General features: G+C 71.0%; 14 protein-coding genes. 7 read left to right on the forward strand and 7 right to left on the reverse strand.

Annotated features, from left to right (window positions below; all coding sequences use genetic code 11):
* Positions 1 to 5 precede the first annotated feature (5 nt).
* Positions 6 to 1,346 (forward strand): HAMP domain-containing sensor histidine kinase, encoded by a 1,341-nt coding sequence (locus tag MCHLDSM_RS26195; protein ID WP_048472640.1) that lies wholly within the window; start codon positions 6 to 8, stop codon positions 1,344 to 1,346.
* Here the strand turns inward: MCHLDSM_RS26195 and MCHLDSM_RS26200 are convergent.
* Genes MCHLDSM_RS26200 through MCHLDSM_RS26210 form a run of 3 tightly spaced genes read right to left on the reverse strand, consistent with a single transcriptional unit; the run spans position 1,335 to position 4,085 of the window.
* Positions 1,335 to 1,691, reverse strand: coding sequence for a DUF3054 domain-containing protein (locus tag MCHLDSM_RS26200; protein ID WP_048472641.1), 357 nt, complete (start codon positions 1,689 to 1,691; stop codon positions 1,335 to 1,337). The genes MCHLDSM_RS26195 and MCHLDSM_RS26200 overlap by 12 nt on opposite strands.
* Positions 1,678 to 2,913, reverse strand: a complete 1,236-nt coding sequence (locus MCHLDSM_RS26205) for a M23 family metallopeptidase (RefSeq protein WP_048472642.1) — start codon at positions 2,911 to 2,913, stop codon at positions 1,678 to 1,680. Before MCHLDSM_RS26205 ends, MCHLDSM_RS26200 begins: the two co-directional genes overlap by 14 nt.
* Positions 2,910 to 4,085 carry a lysylphosphatidylglycerol synthase transmembrane domain-containing protein gene (locus MCHLDSM_RS26210; RefSeq protein ID WP_048472643.1) on the reverse strand — a complete coding sequence of 392 codons (1,176 nt, stop codon included), beginning with the start codon at positions 4,083 to 4,085 and terminating at the stop codon, positions 2,910 to 2,912. The genes MCHLDSM_RS26205 and MCHLDSM_RS26210 overlap by 4 nt, the downstream gene beginning before the upstream one ends.
* A 76-nt stretch (positions 4,086 to 4,161) precedes the next feature.
* Here MCHLDSM_RS26210 and MCHLDSM_RS26215 point away from each other — a divergent pair, with 76 nt between their 5' ends.
* Complete coding sequence (locus MCHLDSM_RS26215) at positions 4,162 to 5,307, forward strand: AI-2E family transporter (protein WP_048472644.1); 1,146 nt, start codon at positions 4,162 to 4,164, stop codon at positions 5,305 to 5,307.
* On the opposite strand, the gene mmpL3 is transcribed toward MCHLDSM_RS26215, so the two are convergent.
* From mmpL3 to trmB, 3 genes are all read right to left on the reverse strand, one after another.
* Positions 5,308 to 8,304, reverse strand: a complete 2,997-nt coding sequence (gene mmpL3, locus MCHLDSM_RS26220) for a trehalose monomycolate exporter MmpL3 (RefSeq protein ID WP_048472995.1) — start codon at positions 8,302 to 8,304, stop codon at positions 5,308 to 5,310.
* 75 nt (positions 8,305 to 8,379) lie between these two features.
* Entirely contained in the window at positions 8,380 to 9,090 is a 711-nt protein-coding gene (locus tag MCHLDSM_RS26225; RefSeq protein ID WP_048472645.1) for an NYN domain-containing protein, read from the reverse strand.
* Positions 9,087 to 9,878 carry a tRNA (guanosine(46)-N7)-methyltransferase TrmB gene (gene trmB / locus MCHLDSM_RS26230; protein WP_048472646.1) on the reverse strand — a complete coding sequence of 264 codons (792 nt, stop codon included), beginning with the start codon at positions 9,876 to 9,878 and terminating at the stop codon, positions 9,087 to 9,089. The genes MCHLDSM_RS26225 and trmB overlap by 4 nt, the downstream gene beginning before the upstream one ends.
* A gap of 154 nt (positions 9,879 to 10,032) precedes the next feature.
* Here trmB and MCHLDSM_RS26235 point away from each other — a divergent pair, with 154 nt between their 5' ends.
* The 5 genes from MCHLDSM_RS26235 (at position 10,033) to MCHLDSM_RS26255 (ending at position 16,754) form a co-directional block, all read left to right on the forward strand.
* Positions 10,033 to 11,004, forward strand: coding sequence for a hypothetical protein (locus MCHLDSM_RS26235; RefSeq protein ID WP_234714189.1), 972 nt, complete (start codon positions 10,033 to 10,035; stop codon positions 11,002 to 11,004).
* Positions 10,997 to 12,187, forward strand: coding sequence for a hypothetical protein (locus MCHLDSM_RS26240; protein ID WP_060937665.1), 1,191 nt, complete (start codon positions 10,997 to 10,999; stop codon positions 12,185 to 12,187). Before MCHLDSM_RS26235 ends, MCHLDSM_RS26240 begins: the two co-directional genes overlap by 8 nt.
* A gap of 196 nt (positions 12,188 to 12,383) precedes the next feature.
* On the forward strand, positions 12,384 to 14,213 hold the full coding sequence (locus MCHLDSM_RS26245; protein WP_048420797.1) for a phosphoenolpyruvate carboxykinase (GTP): 1,830 nt from the start codon (positions 12,384 to 12,386) through the stop codon (positions 14,211 to 14,213).
* Between the two features lie 124 nt (positions 14,214 to 14,337).
* A complete protein-coding gene (gene fadD4, locus MCHLDSM_RS26250) occupies positions 14,338 to 15,858 on the forward strand; it encodes a fatty-acid--CoA ligase FadD4 (protein WP_048472647.1) in 1,521 nt (506 codons plus the stop codon).
* The gene (locus tag MCHLDSM_RS26255) at positions 15,855 to 16,754 is read left to right on the forward strand and encodes an enoyl-CoA hydratase/isomerase family protein (protein WP_048472648.1); all 900 of its coding nucleotides are present in this window, start codon (positions 15,855 to 15,857) and stop codon (positions 16,752 to 16,754) included. Before fadD4 ends, MCHLDSM_RS26255 begins: the two co-directional genes overlap by 4 nt.
* Here the strand turns inward: MCHLDSM_RS26255 and MCHLDSM_RS26260 are convergent.
* Entirely contained in the window at positions 16,729 to 17,457 is a 729-nt protein-coding gene (locus tag MCHLDSM_RS26260) for an SDR family oxidoreductase (RefSeq protein ID WP_048472649.1), read from the reverse strand. The two genes, MCHLDSM_RS26255 and MCHLDSM_RS26260, sit on opposite strands and share 26 nt — an antisense overlap.
* Between the last annotated feature and the right edge of the window lie 43 nt (positions 17,458 to 17,500).

Genomic DNA, 17,500 nt, shown 5'->3' on the forward strand with positions numbered 1-17,500 from the left:
CGCCGGTGAGACTGCCCCGCGCGCTGCGGTCCGCCTCGCTGCGGACGCGGGTCGCCATCGCGTCGGCGGCCGCCGCGGCCGCGGTGGTCGCGGCGTTCACGATCCTCACCTCGCTGGTGCTGGCCAACAACGATGCGGCGCAACTGGATCGGCGGTTGGACGCGATCGTCGACGCCAGCGTCTACCCCGAGCAGCTCACCGATCCGCGCCGCGGGGTGCTCCAGACCGGACGCTCGCGCTCCTCGGGACAGGTGGTGTACCAGCGCGGGTTCCAGCTGCCGGCGTTGCCGCCGGGCACCGAGACCGTGATGGTCAACGACGTTGAGTACCGGGTGCGGACGGTCCCGGTCGAGCAGGACGGTGGCGTGCTGATGTCCATCGGCATCCGCGCCGACAGCATCCTGCTCAACCGTGCCCGGGTGCCGCTCTACATCGCCGTCGGCGTGGTGACGGTGCTGATCGCCGCGGGTCTGGGCTGGCTGCTGGCGGGCCCGGCGATCCGCCCGCTGCGCAAGCTGACCGAGCACACCAAGGCGCTCGGCAAGGGGTCCGAGCAGATCCCGGCCGTGCGCGGTGTGCGCGAGGCCGAGGACCTGTCGGAGGCCATGACCGCGATGCTCGACCGGCTCGCCGCCGCCCAGCGCGCCACCACCAACTCGCTGCAGGCCGCCCAGGATTTCGCCGCCAACGCCGCCCACGAGCTACGTACCCCGCTGACCGCGATGCGCGCGGACCTGGACACGCTGCGCATCCACGACCTGCCCGCCGAGGAGCGCGCCGAGGTGGTCGCCGACCTGTCGCGTGCGCAGCGCCGGGTGGAGGGCATCATCACCGCGCTGGGGCAGCTCGCCTCGGGTCAGCTCGCCCAGGCCGAGGACCGCGAGGTCGTTGACGTCACCGACATGCTGGACCGGGTGGCCCGGGAGAACATGCGGGTGAGCCGCGACGTCACGATCGAGGTGCACGCCGCCGACGACCTGGGGTTCGTGCTGGGGTGGCCGGGCGGTCTGCGGCTGGCGGTGGACAACCTGGTGCGCAACGCGATCACCCACGGCCAGGCCACCCGGATCGTGCTGGCCGCGCACCGCCGCGCGAACCTGATGACGATCGTCGTCGACGACAACGGCCGCGGCCTGCCCGTCGACGAGCATCTGACGGTGCTGGGCCGCTTCTCCCGCGGCAGCAACGCGGCGCCGGGCGGGTCGGGGCTGGGGCTGGCGCTGGTTGCGCAGCAGGCGTCGCTGCACGGCGGCTCGATCGAGCTGTCGGACGGTCCGCTCGGCGGTCTGCGGGCCACCCTCACCGTCCTGACAGAGCCTGCGCCGCAGGATCATTCAGGCGACTGACCGGGCGATCGCGCGCCATCCGAGCAGCAGTGCCGCGGTGGTCAGCGACGCGACCACGATGAAGCTCGGCGCGGTGCCCTGCGCGGTGAGCTTGCGCAGCAGCATCCCGACCACGACGGTCGCCACCCACACCACCACGCCCGTGGGCAGCAGTGCCAGCGGGCGCCGCCAGGCCCGGGCGAGCACCCAGCCCAGCGCGGTGCCGGTCAGGAACGGCCACGCCGTCTCGGCCACCCCGGTCAGCGTCAGCCCCTCGGCGTGACTGCGCCGCCCGATCGCGCAGAACACCACCACGCAGGCGACGTCGGCGGCCAGCGCTGCCGGGGTCTTGTTACGGAGCCGCATAGGTCATCAGGTCGTTCTGCAATGGCATGACGTCGCGCTGCGGCCGCAGCGGCGCCGGCGGCGGCAGTTCCGCGGGCCGACCGGCGCTGAGCGCGTCCTCCGAATCGGGCAGGGTGGCCTGCAGGTCGAAGGCCGAGAACACGAACGGCAGGCCGTCGGAGCGCAGCGGGTCCGGGGTGCTCATCACATGGAAGTGTAGGTGCGGGGCGTCGGTGTTGCCGGTGTTGCCCAGCCGGGCCAGCACCTGCCCGGCGGAGAGCCGGTCGCCCGGCTTGACCGCGATGCTGCCCGTCTGCAGGTGGGCGTAGAGCGCGTAGTTGCCGTTGCCGAGATCCTGCACGACGTGGTTGCCCGGATACTGGTCCAGCGCCAGCCCCGTCGCGGCGGCGAAGGGCACCGCCTCGGGCATGCCGTCGGCGACGGCGACCACCGGACCGTCGGCGACGGCGTGGATGTCGGCGCCGTAGTACGGGAAGCTCGCCAGGTCGGTGCTCGCGCCGGTGAACAACCGGCCGTCAGGGGTCAGCTGCACGTAGTCGATCGCGAAACGTTCTGCGGCCCAAAGTGCTCCGTTGATCGGGTTGAGCGCGCCGCGGTGACCGGAGATGCCGCAGCAGCCTACGGCGTCCAGCCAGCTCGGTCCGGTCAGCGGCGGCCGCAGGACGATCGGGGTGCGTTTCTGCACGGCGACGGGCGCGATCTCCTCGGTCAGGGTGGCCGGGATCAGCGGCGGCTGGGGTTGGCGCACCGCGATTCCCAGCGCGTGCGTGAGTCGCTCGGGAGCGGGTTCGCCGTCGGGCACGACGACGTCCAGCCAGACGTACCCGCTTTGAGCTGGACCGAGAACCGTTGTGGGAGAGGGGGTCCCGGACAGTCGGGTCCACGCGCCGAGGCGGTCGGCGGGCAGGTCCAGCAGCGTCCGGTCACCGGCGCGCACCGTCAGGGACGTCAGCGTGACCTCCTGGGAGAGCGTGTTGGTCAGCGCCAGCTCGTACACCAGATGGGTCTTGCCGTCGGTGGCCGGCACCGGGATCGGTTCGGCCACCGCATGCGCGATGACCGGGGTGAGCACCGACGGTTCGGCGGGCTGCGTCGTCGCCGGGGCGGCCTGCGCCGTCGTCGCAGTCGTGGCGCTCGTCGTGGTGGTCTCGGGCGCCGGCGCCGACGAGCATGCCGCGACCACGCTCACCGCCAGCAGGGCGGCCGGGCGCCGAAATCTCATGAAGCTGCGCGTGTTTCGTCAGGTGGGTCGGCCGTGCGGTCCGGCGGATGGGGCGCCTCGGGATCGGGACTGAACTGCGGGCAGGCGGCATCAGCGGCGCGCGGCACCGCACCCGAGTCCGGGTCGACGTCCTTCTCGGTGCGGAACATCGCGAAAAACACCACCCAGCCGATCGCCGCGATGAAGATCCAGCTGATCAACCGGTAGATCAGCATCGCCGAGATCGCCGAGGCCAGCGACATGCCGCTGGACACCAGCCCGGGCACCAGCACCGCCTCGACCACCAGCAGCCCGCCGGGCATCAGCGGGATCGAGCCCACGGCGCGGGCCGCGGCGTAGGCCACCGTCACCCCGGCCAGCGACGGATGACCCCCGGTCGCGAAACAGGCCGCCAACAGACAGCCGACGTCGGCGATCCAGTTGAACAGCGACCAGCTGAACGCCACCGACAGATCGCGCCGGCCCAGCTGGACCGACTCGAGCTGGGACAGGATCTCGCGCCACTTGGCCAGCCCGGTGTCGGTCGGCCGGCCGCGCGCCGAGTTCACCCACGACAGCACCCGCACCCCGATGCCCTCGATCAGTTCCGGACGGGTCGCCACCGCCTGGGCCAGCAGGATCAACGCCAGGAAACCGCCGAGGGAGAAGATCAGCGACAGCGGGTTCTTGCTGGCGCCCAGCATGAACGCGCCGGCCAGGCCGAGCAGTGCCAGACCGACGACCTGCAGCACCCCCGACATCACCAGCTGCCACGACGCGACCAGCGGCGACGCGCCCCACAGCCGCTGCTGGCGGTAGATGAACGTCGCCGAGAGCACCGGCCCGCCCGGCATCGTCGTCGACAGCGCGTTGCCGGCGTAGAACGCGGCCTCGCTGCGCCACTGCCGTACCTGCACACCGGCCGACGCGAGCAGGGTGCGCTGGATCTGTGCGAAGCTGTGCATCGAGGCCATCGCCGCGACCGCGGCCACCAGCACCCACCACCAGTCCGCCGAGTACAGGCTCTTCCACGCCTTGGCGAGCTGATCTCGCACCAGCGCCAGCTCGATGGTCAGCACGAGGACCGCGACCACGATGAGCACCCATCGCAGCCACCAGTACTTGCCCCGTGCGGGCCGCTCCCGGCCGGCGCTGCCCGCCTGGGTGCCGCTCGGAGGAGCGTCGTGTGACACGCCTACAGGGTAAGGCGTGGGCACCCGGAATCCGGCGAACCGAATTCATGATCAGCGAGGCCGTTACGCTACCGGAATGTCAGCCCGACCGTTCTCCGACCCCGCTGCCGACGAGTCGGTCAGCCCGCTGGTGCGCAGGGGTGCGGCATGGGCGTGGCGGCTGCTGGTCATCTTCGGCGCGGTGTTCGCCGCGCTGTGGGTGGTGATGCAGGTCGAGGTCATCGTCGTGCCGGTCGCACTGGCCACGCTGGCCGCGGCACTGCTGATGCCCGCCGTCGACTTCCTCGACCGCCGCGGCGCGCCACGCGGCGGCGCGGTGGCGCTGATCCTGCTCGGCGGGCTCGCGCTCGTCGGCGGCCTGCTGTCGTTCGTCGTCAGCCAGTTCATCGAGGGCACCCCGGCGCTGGTCGAGCAGGTCACCCGCAGCATCGACGGGCTGCGCCGCTGGCTGGTCGACGGTCCGCTGGGCCTGAGCCGCGAACAGATCGACAACGCGGGCAACTCGGCGATCGAGGCGCTGCGCAACAACCAGGAGAAGGTGACCAGCGGCGCGCTGTCCACTGCGGGCACCATCACCGAGATCGTCACCGGCGCGCTGCTGGTGCTGTTCACGCTGATCTTCCTGCTGCACGGCGGCCGCAACATCTTCGAGTTCGTCACCCGCGTCTTCCCGTCCTCCACCCGGCAGCGGGTGCGCGACGCGGGCCGCGCCGGGTTCCACTCCCTGATCGGCTACGTGCGGGCCACGTTCCTCGTCGCGCTCGTCGATGCGCTCGGCATCGGGATCGGGCTGGCGATCATGGGCGTTCCGCTCGCACTGCCGTTGGCGTCGCTGGTCTTCCTCGGTGCGTTCGTCCCCCTGGTCGGCGCCGTGGTCACCGGATTCCTGGCGGTCATCGTCGCGCTGCTGACCAAAGGCCTCATCTACGCGCTGATCACGCTCGGTCTGATCCTGGCCGTGCAGCAGCTGGAGGGCCACGTGCTGCAGCCGCTGGTGATGGGCCGCGCGGTCTCCATCCATCCGCTGGCCGTGGTGCTCGCCATCGCGGCCGGAGCGGTGCTGGCCGGCATCGTCGGCGCGCTGCTCGCCGTGCCGATCCTGGCATTCCTGAACAGCGCGATCCGGGTGCTCGTCGCCGACGACCCGGACGCCGTCGAAGCCGCGCAGAGGGCCGACGACGGGCCGGTGCTCAGCGCCGAACCCGACGACGTCGAGAACTAGCTACAGCCGGCCTTCGCGGCGCAGCAGTTCCTGCGCGCTCAGCCCGTTGCCGCCGCGCCGCGGCGCGTCGCCCTCGGGCCGGGTGTTGAGCTTCTCGGTCGCCGTGTCCGCGTCGGACTGCCGCGCGGTCGGGATGGCGCGGGTCGCCTCGGCGGAGTCGTCGTCCTGCGTCCCCTCGGCGCGCTGCGCGGAGAACGCGGTGGTCGGCTCGTTGCCGGCCGGATCGGGCCTGGAATCGGGCATCGCCCGCGTCGGCTCGGCCGACGGCCGCGCCGGTGCGGCAGGTCCCGGGGTTCCGGCACCGCTGCCCCGCAGGTCCCCGAGCCAGGACTCGATCTCGCGTTCGTCGCGCTTGGGCGCCGGCGGCGGGGCCGACGGCCGCTGACCGCGCTGGGTCACCGCGTCGGCGGCACTGCTCACGGCGTTGCGGACGGCGTTCTTGGCCACCGACAGTCGGGTGGTCTGCGGTTCGGACTCGGGCTCCGGGGCCGGCGGCCGCGACGGTGCGCCGGGCAGCCGCGTGGTGCCCGCGGCGGACGGCCCACCGGCGTGCGCCCCCGTCGCGATGCGGGTGGTGACGGCGGGCGTGGGCCCGCGGTCGGGCGCCGGATGGCCGGGATCGTGCGGCGGCAGCGCCCGAGGCGGGGCCGTCACCGGCGGACCGCCGGCGCCGACGAGTGCCTCGGCGGGTGCGGTCTCGCGCACCAGCGGCCGCCTGCGCTCGTCGGGCAGCTCGGTCTCGCCCAGGCCCAGCTTCTCCTGGACGCGCTTCATCCAGCGCGGCGCCCACCAGCAGTCGTCGCCGAGCAGCTTCATGATCGCCGGCACCAGGAACATCCGGATGATCGTCGCGTCCAGCAGCAGGGCGATCAGCAGACCGAACGCCAGGTACTTCATCATCACCAGATCGGAGAACACGAACGCGCCCGCCACCACGGCCAGCACCAGCGCGGCGCCGGTGATCAGGCGGCCGGTGGTCGCGGTGCCGATCCGGATGGCCTCCGCGGTCGACATGCCCCGCGCTCGAGCCTCGACCATGCGGGAGACCAGGAACACCTCGTAGTCGGTGGACAGACCCCAGATCACCGCGATGATCAGGCCGATCATCGGTGCCATCAGCGGCTGTGGCGTGTAGTTCATCAGGCCGGAGCCGTGGCCCTCGACGAACATCCACGTCAGGATGCCCATCGTCGAGCCGAGAGTCAGCGCGCTCATCAGCGCGGCCTTGATCGGCAGCACGATCGACCCGAAGGCCAGGAACATCAGCACCGTCGTGGTGAGGATCAGCACCACGACCATCAGCGGCAGCCTGTCGAACAGGCTGTGGATGCTGTCCTGCTCGAGTGCCGGGGTGCCGCCGACCGAGATGTCCAGGCCGCGTGGCGGCGTGATGGACCGCAGCTCCTCGATCTTCTGCGGCGCGTCGTTGCGGCTCACCAGACCGTTCTGGATCGTCCGGACCGACGGGTCCTTGGACCCGCCCTCCTGCACGGAGCGCTCCTGCCACATCTTGCTCGGGTCGTTGTCGGGGTCGGTGAACCCGTTGATCGTCATCGCCTTGGCGCGCACGTCGGCGAGCTGCTGGTCGGTGACGGGCTGGCCGTCCTGCCGTTCGACGACGATCGTCAGCGGTTCGGTGCGGAACCCGGGGAACGTCTTGTCGAAGTCCTCCTGCGCGATCCGGACCTTGTTGTCCGGGGGCAGGTACTTCTCACTGATGCCGCCGAGGGCCAGCTGGCCCAGCGGGATGACCAGCAGGATCATCACGATCAGGATCGGCGCGGCGAACGCGATCGGCCGCTTCATCACGACGTTGACGAGCCGGCCCCAGAAGCCCTTCTCGACTTCGGCGCGGGTCTTGGTCTTCTGCGTCTTGGCCGCCAGCCACTCGAGGTAGACGCGCATCGGCTTCCAGTTGCGGAAGAAGGGCACCCGCAGCAGGGTGCGCACACCGAGCGCGTCGACGTTGTGTCCGAGGATGCCCAGTGCCGCGGGCAGCACGGTGACCGACAGGATCGCCGCGAGCATGACCGACGCGATGATCGCGTAGGTGATCGACTTCAGGAAGCCCTGCGGGAACAGCAGCAGCGGCACCGACGACGCCACCAGGATGACGGCCGAGAACATGATCGTCCGGCCGGACGTCATCACCGCGCGTCTGACCGCGGTCTCGGTGTCGTAGCCCTCCGCGATCTCTTCTCGGAACCGGCTGACCATGAACAACCCGTAGTCGACCGCGATGCCGAGCCCCATCAGCGTCACCACCGGCTGGGCGAAGAAGTGCACCGGCATGAATTCGGCGGTCAACCGCATGATGCCCAGCGCGCCGGCGATCGTCAGGCCGCCGATGATGCCCGGCAGCGCGGCGGCGACCACACCGCCGAACACGAAGAACAGCACCACGCAGACCAGCGGGATGGCCGCGACCTCGGCGCGTTTCTGATCCTCGCCGATGGTGCCGGTGAGCTCACTGGCCAGCGGGTTCAGCCCGGCCAGCTGGATGTTGCCGCCGTTGACCTGCTCCAGGTCGGGCTCGATGGTCTGGTAGTTCTTCAGGATCGTGTCGTCGTCGTCGCCCTTGAGCGGAATGCTGATGAACGTCTTCGAGCCGTCCTCGGTCTTCATCTGCTGGACGGTCGGGGCGGTGGTGTCGGGCGCCCGGAGCCAGCCGACCCAGCTGACGACCTGATCCTTGTGGCTGTCGACCACGTCGTTGAGTTCGCCGACGACCTTCTTCTGCCATGCCGGGTCGGTCACCTTCTTGCCGTCCGGCGGCGTGAGGATCGCCACCACGTGGCTGGTGCGGTCACGTCCGTACACCTCGTCGGAGATCACCGACGCGTGGACGGACTGACTGCCCTCGTCATAGAAACCGCTCTGGGTGACGTGCTGTCCCAGGCTGATGCCGTAGACGCCGCCGCCCAGGCACAGTGCGACCATGACACCGATCACTATGTATCGGTACTGGTACACCGTTCGACCCCACCAGGCGAACACGTTCAGCTCCTCACCGTTGCGCAAAAGTCTGTGATCATCGGCATGCGCACATCACGACCAGGCTTTTCCATTGTTCTAGACACGCGACGCCAGCAGCGAGGACAGCGGCCGGAATGGCTGCAGCCACGCGCCCTGCTCCGGTAGCGAATCAAGCCCGATTCGCGGTAGCGGCTCCCGGAAGACACCAGGGATGTCCTCCAGGTCGACGAACTCCAAGGTATCCGACGCTAACGCCCAACTGGCATGTTCGCGAAATCCGAGGACCTGGACCTCGACGCCCTCGTGCGCGATGTCCTCCAGCGGCAGCCGGAAGGCCTGCCCGTCTGCCGACGCGACGATCAACCCCGCCAGACCCTCGCTGCGGCGCAACGCGATGTGCGCCAGCATGTCGGCGTCGACGTCGCTGTCCTCGTCGATCTTCGGTTTGGCGAACACCGCGAAGCCGACGTTGCGCAGCGCCTCCACCCAGGGCCGGACCACTTCGGCGCTGCCCGGCGCGATGTTGGTGAAGACGGTCGCCTCGGGCTCCAGCGACACCGCCTGGCCGTCCGCGCTCGCCTGCGCGGACAGGTCGGCGGTGCGGGCCAGCAGCCAGCGGCCCAGCGCGTCGAACCGGGGCCGGTGTGCCGCGGTCGGCCGGCCACCGAGGATCGAGCCCAGCCCCATATCGAGGTTCGGGGCGTCCCACACCAGCAGCACGCGGGCGGGCGCGGGTGCCGGCACCGCGGCGTCGACGTCCGCGAGGACCTCCGGGACCTCGGCGGGCATGTGGTCGGTCACGCTCATGACCTCTCCCACAGCAACTCGGCGACGTCGGGACCGGCCAGGGCCTTGCGTTCGTATTTGGTGACGGGCCGGGCCACCGAAATCGGCAGACCCGCCGCGTCGGGACTGATGCGCCGCAGCCGGGGCTCCGCGTCGCCCACCTCGGCGATCTGTTCGGCGTACCCGGCGTGGTCGGTCGCGGCGTGGAAGATGCCGCCGGGGCGCAGCCGGTCGGCGATCAGCGCGACGGTGTCGGCCTGCAGCAGCCGGCGCTTGTGGTGACGGGCCTTGGGCCAGGGGTCGGGGAAGAAAACGCGGACCCCGGTCAGCGAGCCGGAGGTGAGCATGTGGGTCAGCACGTCGACGCCGTCGCCGCGGATGAGCCGGATGTTGCTGACGGGGTCGGTCTCGGACGTGCGATCGATCGCCGCCAGCAGCTGGGCCAGCCCGCGGCGGTAGACCTCGACGGCGATCACGTCGATGTCGGGTTCGGCCTGCGCCATCGCCAGCGTCGACGTCCCGGTTCCGCAGCCGATCTCCAGCACCAGCGGGGCGTGCCTGCCGAACCAGGCGTCGGTGTCGAGCGGCGCGGCGGGCTCGTCACCGGAGCGGGCCGGCAGACCCAGTTCCGGCCAGCGCTCATCCCAGATCGCCTGCTGGCGGTCGGAGATCGTGGACCGGCGGGCGCGGAAACTGGTGACGCGGCGGGGGAAGTGCGCGGGGCGCTGGCCGTCGGTCCCGTCCGTGGCGCCGCCGGCGACCTCGACGTCGCTGGGACCCGGCACGTGCATCCGTCCATCGTCGCTCATCACGGAGTCACCTCCCGCATCGTGTTACAGATTGATACCCAACAGTTGCCTTCGGCTGCTACGCCGATCGGCCGCCCCGAAATTCGTGCGTCCAGCAGGTCGGCGCGGATGCCACGATTTCCGTCAGGGACAGAGCGGGGGGCAGGTGACGGGTGTGGCGGATGTGCTGGCCGGGTGCGGCGCCCTGACCGCAGATCCGCGTGTGACCGCCGTCGAGCGGCGCCTGCGTGTGCCCGTCAGCGTAGCCGTGCGGGGCCGCCGCGGGGTCGGCCGTGACGCGGTGGCGGCGGCGCTGGCCGCCGCGGGCGTGGCGGTCGTGGCGGCCGGGGTTGCCGCCGAGGTCGATGTCGTGGTGCTCGCCGAGCGGCTCACCGACGAGGAGCGGACGGTGCTCGAGCGCCGGTCGGTCCCGACTCTGGTCGTCCTGAACAAAGCCGATCTGGGTGGGCCGGGGGCGGGCGGTCCGCTGGCCGCGGCCGACGTGACCGCCGCCCGGATGTCGGTCGCACTGGGGCTCCCGGTGGTGCCGATGATCGCGCTGCTCGGGGTGACCGAGGTGCGCGACGACGACCTCACGGCCCTGCGCGCGCTGGTCGACGCCCCGGCGGACATGACGTCGGTGGACGCGTTCGTCGCCGGCGAGCACCCGGTACCGGCCGGGACGCGCCGGCAGCTGCTCGACAGGTTCGACCGGTTCGGGCTGGCGCACGCCGTCCTCGCGGCCGCCGACGGGCTCACGCCGGCCGCGGTGACCGCCCGGCTGCGCGCGCTGAGCCGGACCGACGCGGTACTGGCCGCGCTCGCCGCCGTCGCAGCCCCGTTGCGCTACACGCGGATCCGCGCGGCGGTGCACGCGCTGCGGGTGGTGGCCGCCGAGACCTCCGACGAGCGGCTGGCGGCGTTCGTCGACGGCGACGACGTCGTGCTGGCGGTGATGACGGCGGCCGTGGACGTCGTCGAGGCCGGCGGCGCCGAGGTGGATCGCGGTGACGACGCAGGGGCGCACACCCGCCGGGCGCTGCGGTGGCACGCCTACGCGAGGGCGCCGCTCGATGCGCTGCACCGGCGCTGCGCCGCCGACATCGCGCGCGGCAGCCTGCGGCTGCTGGAGGGCTGCGATGACTGACCCGGTTCTCGTCACCGGTACCGCGCGGTCCGGGGTGACCAGCGTGCTCGCCCGGCTGCAGCAGCGGATTCCCGCCCACCGCTTCGTCGAGGCATCCGGGCTGGCCGTCGGCGAGACACCGCAGGTGGTGGTGTTCGTGGTGTCCGCCGATGCCCCGATGGCACGGTCCGACGGCGCGCTGGCCGCTGCGGTCACGGCGCGCACGGGCGCGGTGATCGGCGTGGTGAACAAGGTCGACGATCACCGCGCGTGGCGCCGCGTGCTCGCCGCCGATCGGGACCGGCTGGCCGGTATCCCGTGGGTGACCGCCGCGGCCGATCCGCGGCTGGGGGAGCCTTCCGTCGACGATCTGGTCGCCGTGCTCACCCGGGAGCTGACCGACCCCGACCTCGCGCGCCGTGCGGCCGCCCGGTCCCGGCAGGCCGACCTCGACGCGGGGCTCGGCGAGCTGGAGGCCGAGCGCGCCGACGTACTGCGGGCCCACCGCTCGACGCGGACCGGCCACGCGCAGTGGCGGCACCGGTTGCAGCGCGTCCGGCTGGAGTTGACGCACTCCGCGCGGCAGCGCTGCGCGGCCGTGCGGGCCGACCTGCTCGCCGAGGTGGCCGCGATGACCCGGCGCACGCGGCCCGCTGTCGAAGACCGGGTCCGGCAGCACTGCGCGGACACCCTGGCCGAGGTCGACGACGAGATCGACGCCCGGGTGGCCGAGCTGACGGCATCACCGGTGCCGGCGCCTCCCGAGCGGGCGATCGTGGCGCCCGCGCCGCCGCGTCACGCGCGCCGGCTGGAGACCCAACTGATGGTGGTGCTCGGAGTGGGGTTCGGGTTCGGGGTGGCCGTCGTGATGGCCCGGGTGGCGGCGCGGCTCGCCGGGGTGCCGGCGGTCGGCGGCACGGTGGCCGCCGTGCTGGCCGGTCTGGCCGTCACCGTCTGGGTGGTGCGGGCGCGGGCCCTGCTGCACGCCCGCGCGCTGATGGAACGCTGGGTCGCCGACGCTGTGGCGATGCTGCGGACCGAGGTGGAGGAACGGGTGTCGGCGCGGCTGCTGGCCGTCGAGACGGCCCGCGCCGTCGCCGTCGATCGTCGGCTGGCGCACATGGAGGCCGAGCTGCGGCGATACCCGGCGCGGCGCCGGTCCTTCGACCCCTCCGCGACGGATTTCGTGGTTACCGATCGGTAGCCCTCCCGGTCGGCCTGTTCTGAATCGTTCCTGTGAGTGAACGGACATAGTCCTGGATTTCCGCGGGTATGTCACCCGCGTTAACCTCAATGTTCAGGAGGGGCGGCAGCTGCCTGTGAAGACCAGATCATGGTCGGTTCCGGCGCCTGCGTCCGCTGAAGACCACGCGCAGGAACAGTGCAGGAGACAACACAGCATGACCGCAGCGACCATTCCGGGATTGGATTCCGCACCGACCAAGCACGAGGGGCTGCTCGCCTGGGTGCGCGAGGTCGCCGAGCTGACACAGCCCGACCGTGTGGCGTGGGCCGACGGGTCCGAGGAGGAGTACGAGCGGCTCTGCGCCCAGCTGGTCGAGGCCGGCACCTTCCAGAAGCTGAACCCTCAGAAGCAGCCGAACTCGTACCTGGCGCTGTCGGACCCGTCCGACGTCGCGCGCGTCGAGTCGCGGACCTTCATCTGCAGCGAGCGTGAGATCGACGCCGGGCCCACCAACAACTGGATGGACCCCGCCGAGATGCGCGCGCTGATGACCGACCTCTACCGCGGCAGCATGCGCGGCCGCACGCTGTGGGTGGTCCCGTTCTGCATGGGCCCGCTGGACGCGGAGGACCCGAAGCTCGGCGTGGAGATCACCGACTCCGAGTACGTCGTGGTGTCGATGCGCACGATGACCCGGATGGGGTCGGCCGCGCTGGAGAAGATGGGCGACGACGGTTTCTTCGTCAAAGCGCTGCACTCGATCGGTGCGCCGCTGGAGCCGGGCCAGCAGGACGTGCCGTGGCCCTGCAACGACACGAAGTACATCACCCACTTCCCCGAGACCCGCGAGATCTGGAGCTACGGGTCGGGGTACGGCGGCAACGCCCTGCTGGGCAAGAAGTGCTACTCGCTGCGCATCGCGTCGGCGATGGCCCACGACGAGGGCTGGCTCGCCGAGCACATGCTGATCCTCAAGCTGATCTCCCCGGAGAACAAGGCCTACTTCATCGCCGCGGCGTTCCCGTCGGCGTGCGGCAAGACCAATCTCGCGATGCTGCAGCCCACGATTCCGGGCTGGCGCGCCGAGACCGTCGGTGACGACATCGCGTGGATGCGGTTCGGCAAGGACGGCCGGCTCTACGCCACCAACCCCGAGTTCGGCTTCTTCGGCGTCGCGCCTGGGACCAACTGGAGCAGCAACCCGAACGCGATGAAGACCATCGCGGGGGGCAACACGGTGTTCACCAACGTCGCCAAGACCGACGACGGCGACGTGTGGTGGGAGGGTCTGGAGGGCGAGCCCGATCACCTGATCGACTGGAAGGGCAACGACTGGATCCTGCGCGAGACGGAAAGTAAGGCGGCGCATCCGAATTCGCGGTATTGCACCCCGATCTCGCAGTGCCCCACGCTGGCGCCGGAGTGGGACGACCCGCAGGGTGTGCCGATCTCGGCGATCCTGTTCGGCGGCCGCCGCAAGACCACCGTCCCGCTGATCACCGAGGCCCGCGACTGGCAGCACGGCGTGTTCATCGGCGCCACGCTGGGCTCCGAGCAGACCGCCGCCGCCGAGGGCAAGGTCGGCACCGTGCGCCGCGATCCGATGGCCATGCTTCCGTTCCTCGGCTACAACGTGGGTGACTACTTCCAGCACTGGATCGACATCGGCAAGAACGCCGACGACACCAAGCTGCCGAAGGTCTTCTTCGTCAACTGGTTCCGCCGCGGAGCCGACGGCCGCTTCCTGTGGCCGGGCTTCGGTGAGAACAGCCGCGTGCTCAAGTGGGCGATCGAGCGCATCGAGCACCAGGCCGACGGCAAGAGCACGCCGATCGGCATCGTGCCGACCGCGCAGGACCTCGACCTGGAGGGCCTGGACGTGTCGGCCGCCGACGTCGACGAGGCGCTGGCGGTGCGGCCCGACGAGTGGCGCAAGGAGCTGCCGCTGATCGAGGAGTGGTTCGAGTTCGTCGGCGAGAAGCTGCCCACCGGCATCAAGGACGAGTTCGACGCGCTGAAGACGCGCCTCGCCGAAGCGGAGTAGCCCGCGGTACTCACCGCACGCTCACCGAGTGTGCGGTGAGGGCGCGGATCCGCCTCGAAAGTCGCCCTGACCGCACACTCGAGGCACTTGACACCTGTCAACTAGGGCCACGTATTCTCAGCCCATGCAGATCCGCGACACCGCCGTTGCCTCTCCCGACAAGCCCGCGATCATCATGTACCCCTCGGGCACCGTGGTCACGTTCGGTGAGCTCGAGGCCCGGGCCAACCGGCTGGCGCACCTGTTCCGCGAGGCCGGTCTCGTCGAGGGTGACGCCGTCGCGATCCTGATGGAGAACAGCGAGCACATGCACGCGGTGATGTGGGCCGCGCGCCGGTCGGGGCTGTACTACGTCCCGATCAACACCCACCTGACCGCCGCGGAGGCGGCCTACATCATCGACAACAGCAGCGCGAAGGCGATCGTCGGCTCCGGCAAGCTCGTCGACACCCTTGCCGGGCTGGCGGCCGAATTGCCGGGCGGCCTGCCGCCAGTGCGCATCATCGCCGACGGGACCCTCGACGGGTGGCAGAGCTACCCGGAATGTGTTGCCGGACAACCCGATACCCCGATCGACGACGAGATCGAGGGCGACCTGCTGCAGTATTCGTCCGGAACGACGGGACGCCCCAAGGGCATCAAACGCGCGCTGCCGCACGTGCCGCCGTCGGAGTCCCCGGGCCTGATGGCCGCGCTGGTCTCGTTCTGGATGCATCCCGACGCGGTCTACCTCAGCCCCGCCCCGCTGTACCACACCGCACCGTCGGTGTGGTCGATGCAGACCCAGGCCGGCGGCATCACCACCGTGGTGATGGAGAAGTTCGACGCCGAGGGCGCGCTGGACGCGATCGCGAAACACAAGGTGACCCATGGGCAGTTCGTGCCGGTGATGTTCACCCGGATGCTCAAGCTGCCCGAGGAGGTCCGCGCGAAGTACGACGTGTCGAGCCTGCAGCGGGTGATGCACGCCGCCGCACCGTGTCCCGTCGACATCAAGAAGCAGATGATCGACTGGTGGGGCCCGATCGTCGACGAGTACTACGCGTCCTCCGAGGCGCACGGGTCGACGCTGATCTTCGCCGAGGACTGGCTGACCCACCCCGGCTCGGTCGGCAAGCCGATGGGCGGTGCGGTGCACATCCTCGACGAGGACGGCAACGAGCTCCCGCCCGGCCATCCCGGCGAGATCTACTTCGAGGGCGGCAACGACTTCGAGTACCTCAACGATCCCGAGAAGACGCAGAGCTCGCGCGACCCCCGCGGCTGGAAGACGGTGGGCGACATCGGGTATCTCGACGAGGAGGGCTTCCTCTACCTGACCGACCGCAGGCACCACATGATCATCTCCGGCGGGGTGAACATCTACCCGCAGGAGGCCGAGAACCTGCTCGTCACCCATCCGAAGGTGATGGACGCCGCGGTGTTCGGCGTCCCGGACGAGGAGATGGGCCAGCGCGTCAAGGCCGTCGTGCAGACCGTCGACCAACGCGACGCCACCGAAGAATTCGGGCGTGAGCTCATTGATTGGCTGCGCGACCGGTTGGCGCACTACAAGTGCCCGCGGTCGCTGTCGTTCGAGGCACAGCTGCCGCGCACCGATACCGGCAAGCTCTACAAGCAGGAGCTGATAAAGAAGTACTCGTGAAGCACGTCCGGGTCGCCGACGGGGAACTGATCGAGGCCGCGTCGGCCGACGACGCCACCTTCTCGCTGACTGAGGAGCCCTGCGACGACGTCCGCGCGGTCACGGTCGACTCCGTCGACGCGGCGGTGGCCGAGATCGCCGGCCGGGTCGCCCGGTGGCCGCAGGCGTCGGCCGTGTGCGACGACGTACTGCGCGCCCTGGACCCGGCGGGGACGACGTTCGCCGGCGTCGTCACCGAATCGCTGGCCTACTCGACGCTGCAGGCCGGCGCCGAGTTCGCCCGCTGGCTGACCGAGCGCGGCCCGGCCACCGTGCCCGTGATCGCCGAACCCGTTGTGGCGCAACGCGTCGACGACCGGTTGGCGATCCGGTTCAACCGCAGCGCGCGGCACAACGCCTTCTCCACCGACGCGCGGGCGGCGCTGCTCGACGCGCTGGAGGTGGCCTGCCTCGACCCGTCGGTCCGGGAGGTGGTGCTGGCCGGCAACGGTCCGTCGTTCTGCAGCGGCGGCGACCTCGCCGAGTTCGGCACCCTCGCCGACCCGGCCAGCGCGCACCTGGCCCGCACCCGGCACAGCCCCGCGCTGGCGCTCGCCGAGATCACCGCCCGGCTCGGATCGGCCTGCCGCGCCGAGGTCCACGGGCAGGTGCAGGGCAGCGGGCTGGAGATGGCGGCCTTCTGCGGCCGGGTCAGCTGCCACCCCGACGCGGTGCTGGGGCTACCGGAGCTGAAGCTGGGTCTGATCCCCGGCGCCGGCGGCACGGTGAGCATCACCCGCCGGATCGGCCGGTGGCGCACCGCCTACCTGGTGCTGTCCGGCCGGTCCGTCGACGCCGCGACCGCGCTGCAGTGGGGACTGGTCGACGAGATCAGCGCTGCCGCGTCGGCCGGATGACCATCTCGTTGACGTCCACGTCGGCCGGTTCGCCGATCGCGTAGGCGATCGCCCGGGCGATGGCCGCCGGCGGGATCGCATCGGCCCGGTACCCGCGCATCGCCTCGGCCGCCGTCGTGTCCGTGATCGTCTGCGCGAGTTCGGATTCCACGACGCCCGGCGAGATCGTCGTGACGCGGATCGAGGGGTCGAGTTCGAGGCGCAGGCCCTCGGTGATCGCCCACGCCGCGTACTTCGTCGCGCAGTACACGGCGCCGGTCGGCACCACCTCGTGCGCTCCGATGGAGGCCACCGTGATGAAGTGTCCCGCCCCCTGGCGCTGGAAGTGCGGCAGCGTGGCGGCGATGCCGTTGAGCAGCCCGCGGACGTTGACGTCGATCATCTGGTCCCACTGGTCGACCAGCAGCGCGTCGAGTCGGGACAGCGGCATGACGCCGGCGTTGTTCACGATCACGTCCACCCGTCCGTGGGCGGCGACGGCGGCGTCGACGAGCGCGGCGACGGACGCCCGGTCGGTCACGTCGAGCGCGTGCACTTCGATGCTGCCGCCCTGCCCGGTGACCCGGCCGGCCAGCTGTTCGAGCCGGTCCTTCCGCCGTGCCCCGGCGATGACGTGATGCCCGTCGGCGGCGAGCCGTTCGGCCACGGCTTCGCCGATTCCGCTGCTGGCTCCGGTGACGATGATGATCTTGGTGTCGGTCATGCTCCCAGCGTCATTGGGCCAGACACGCACAGCCAGGGTGCGG

The organism is Mycolicibacterium chlorophenolicum, assembly GCF_001044235.1.
Taxonomy (GTDB): Bacteria; Actinomycetota; Actinomycetes; order Mycobacteriales; family Mycobacteriaceae; genus Mycobacterium; species Mycobacterium chlorophenolicum.

What these genes read in the sequence shown, in the direction of transcription:
- MCHLDSM_RS26240 (WP_060937665.1), top strand. Translation starts at nt 10,997, where the DNA reads ATGACTGACCCGGTTCTCGTCACCGGTACCGCGCGGTCCGGGGTGACC.
- MCHLDSM_RS26225 (WP_048472645.1), bottom strand. Translation starts at nt 9,090, where the DNA reads ATGAGCGTGACCGACCACATGCCCGCCGAGGTCCCGGAGGTCCTCGCG.
- trmB (WP_048472646.1), bottom strand. Translation starts at nt 9,878, where the DNA reads ATGAGCGACGATGGACGGATGCACGTGCCGGGTCCCAGCGACGTCGAG.
- fadD4 (WP_048472647.1), top strand. Translation starts at nt 14,338, where the DNA reads ATGCAGATCCGCGACACCGCCGTTGCCTCTCCCGACAAGCCCGCGATC.
- MCHLDSM_RS26205 (WP_048472642.1), bottom strand. Translation starts at nt 2,913, where the DNA reads ATGAGATTTCGGCGCCCGGCCGCCCTGCTGGCGGTGAGCGTGGTCGCG.
- MCHLDSM_RS26200 (WP_048472641.1), bottom strand. Translation starts at nt 1,691, where the DNA reads ATGCGGCTCCGTAACAAGACCCCGGCAGCGCTGGCCGCCGACGTCGCC.
- MCHLDSM_RS26245 (WP_048420797.1), top strand. Translation starts at nt 12,384, where the DNA reads ATGACCGCAGCGACCATTCCGGGATTGGATTCCGCACCGACCAAGCAC.
- MCHLDSM_RS26260 (WP_048472649.1), bottom strand. Translation starts at nt 17,457, where the DNA reads ATGACCGACACCAAGATCATCATCGTCACCGGAGCCAGCAGCGGAATC.
- MCHLDSM_RS26215 (WP_048472644.1), top strand. Translation starts at nt 4,162, where the DNA reads ATGTCAGCCCGACCGTTCTCCGACCCCGCTGCCGACGAGTCGGTCAGC.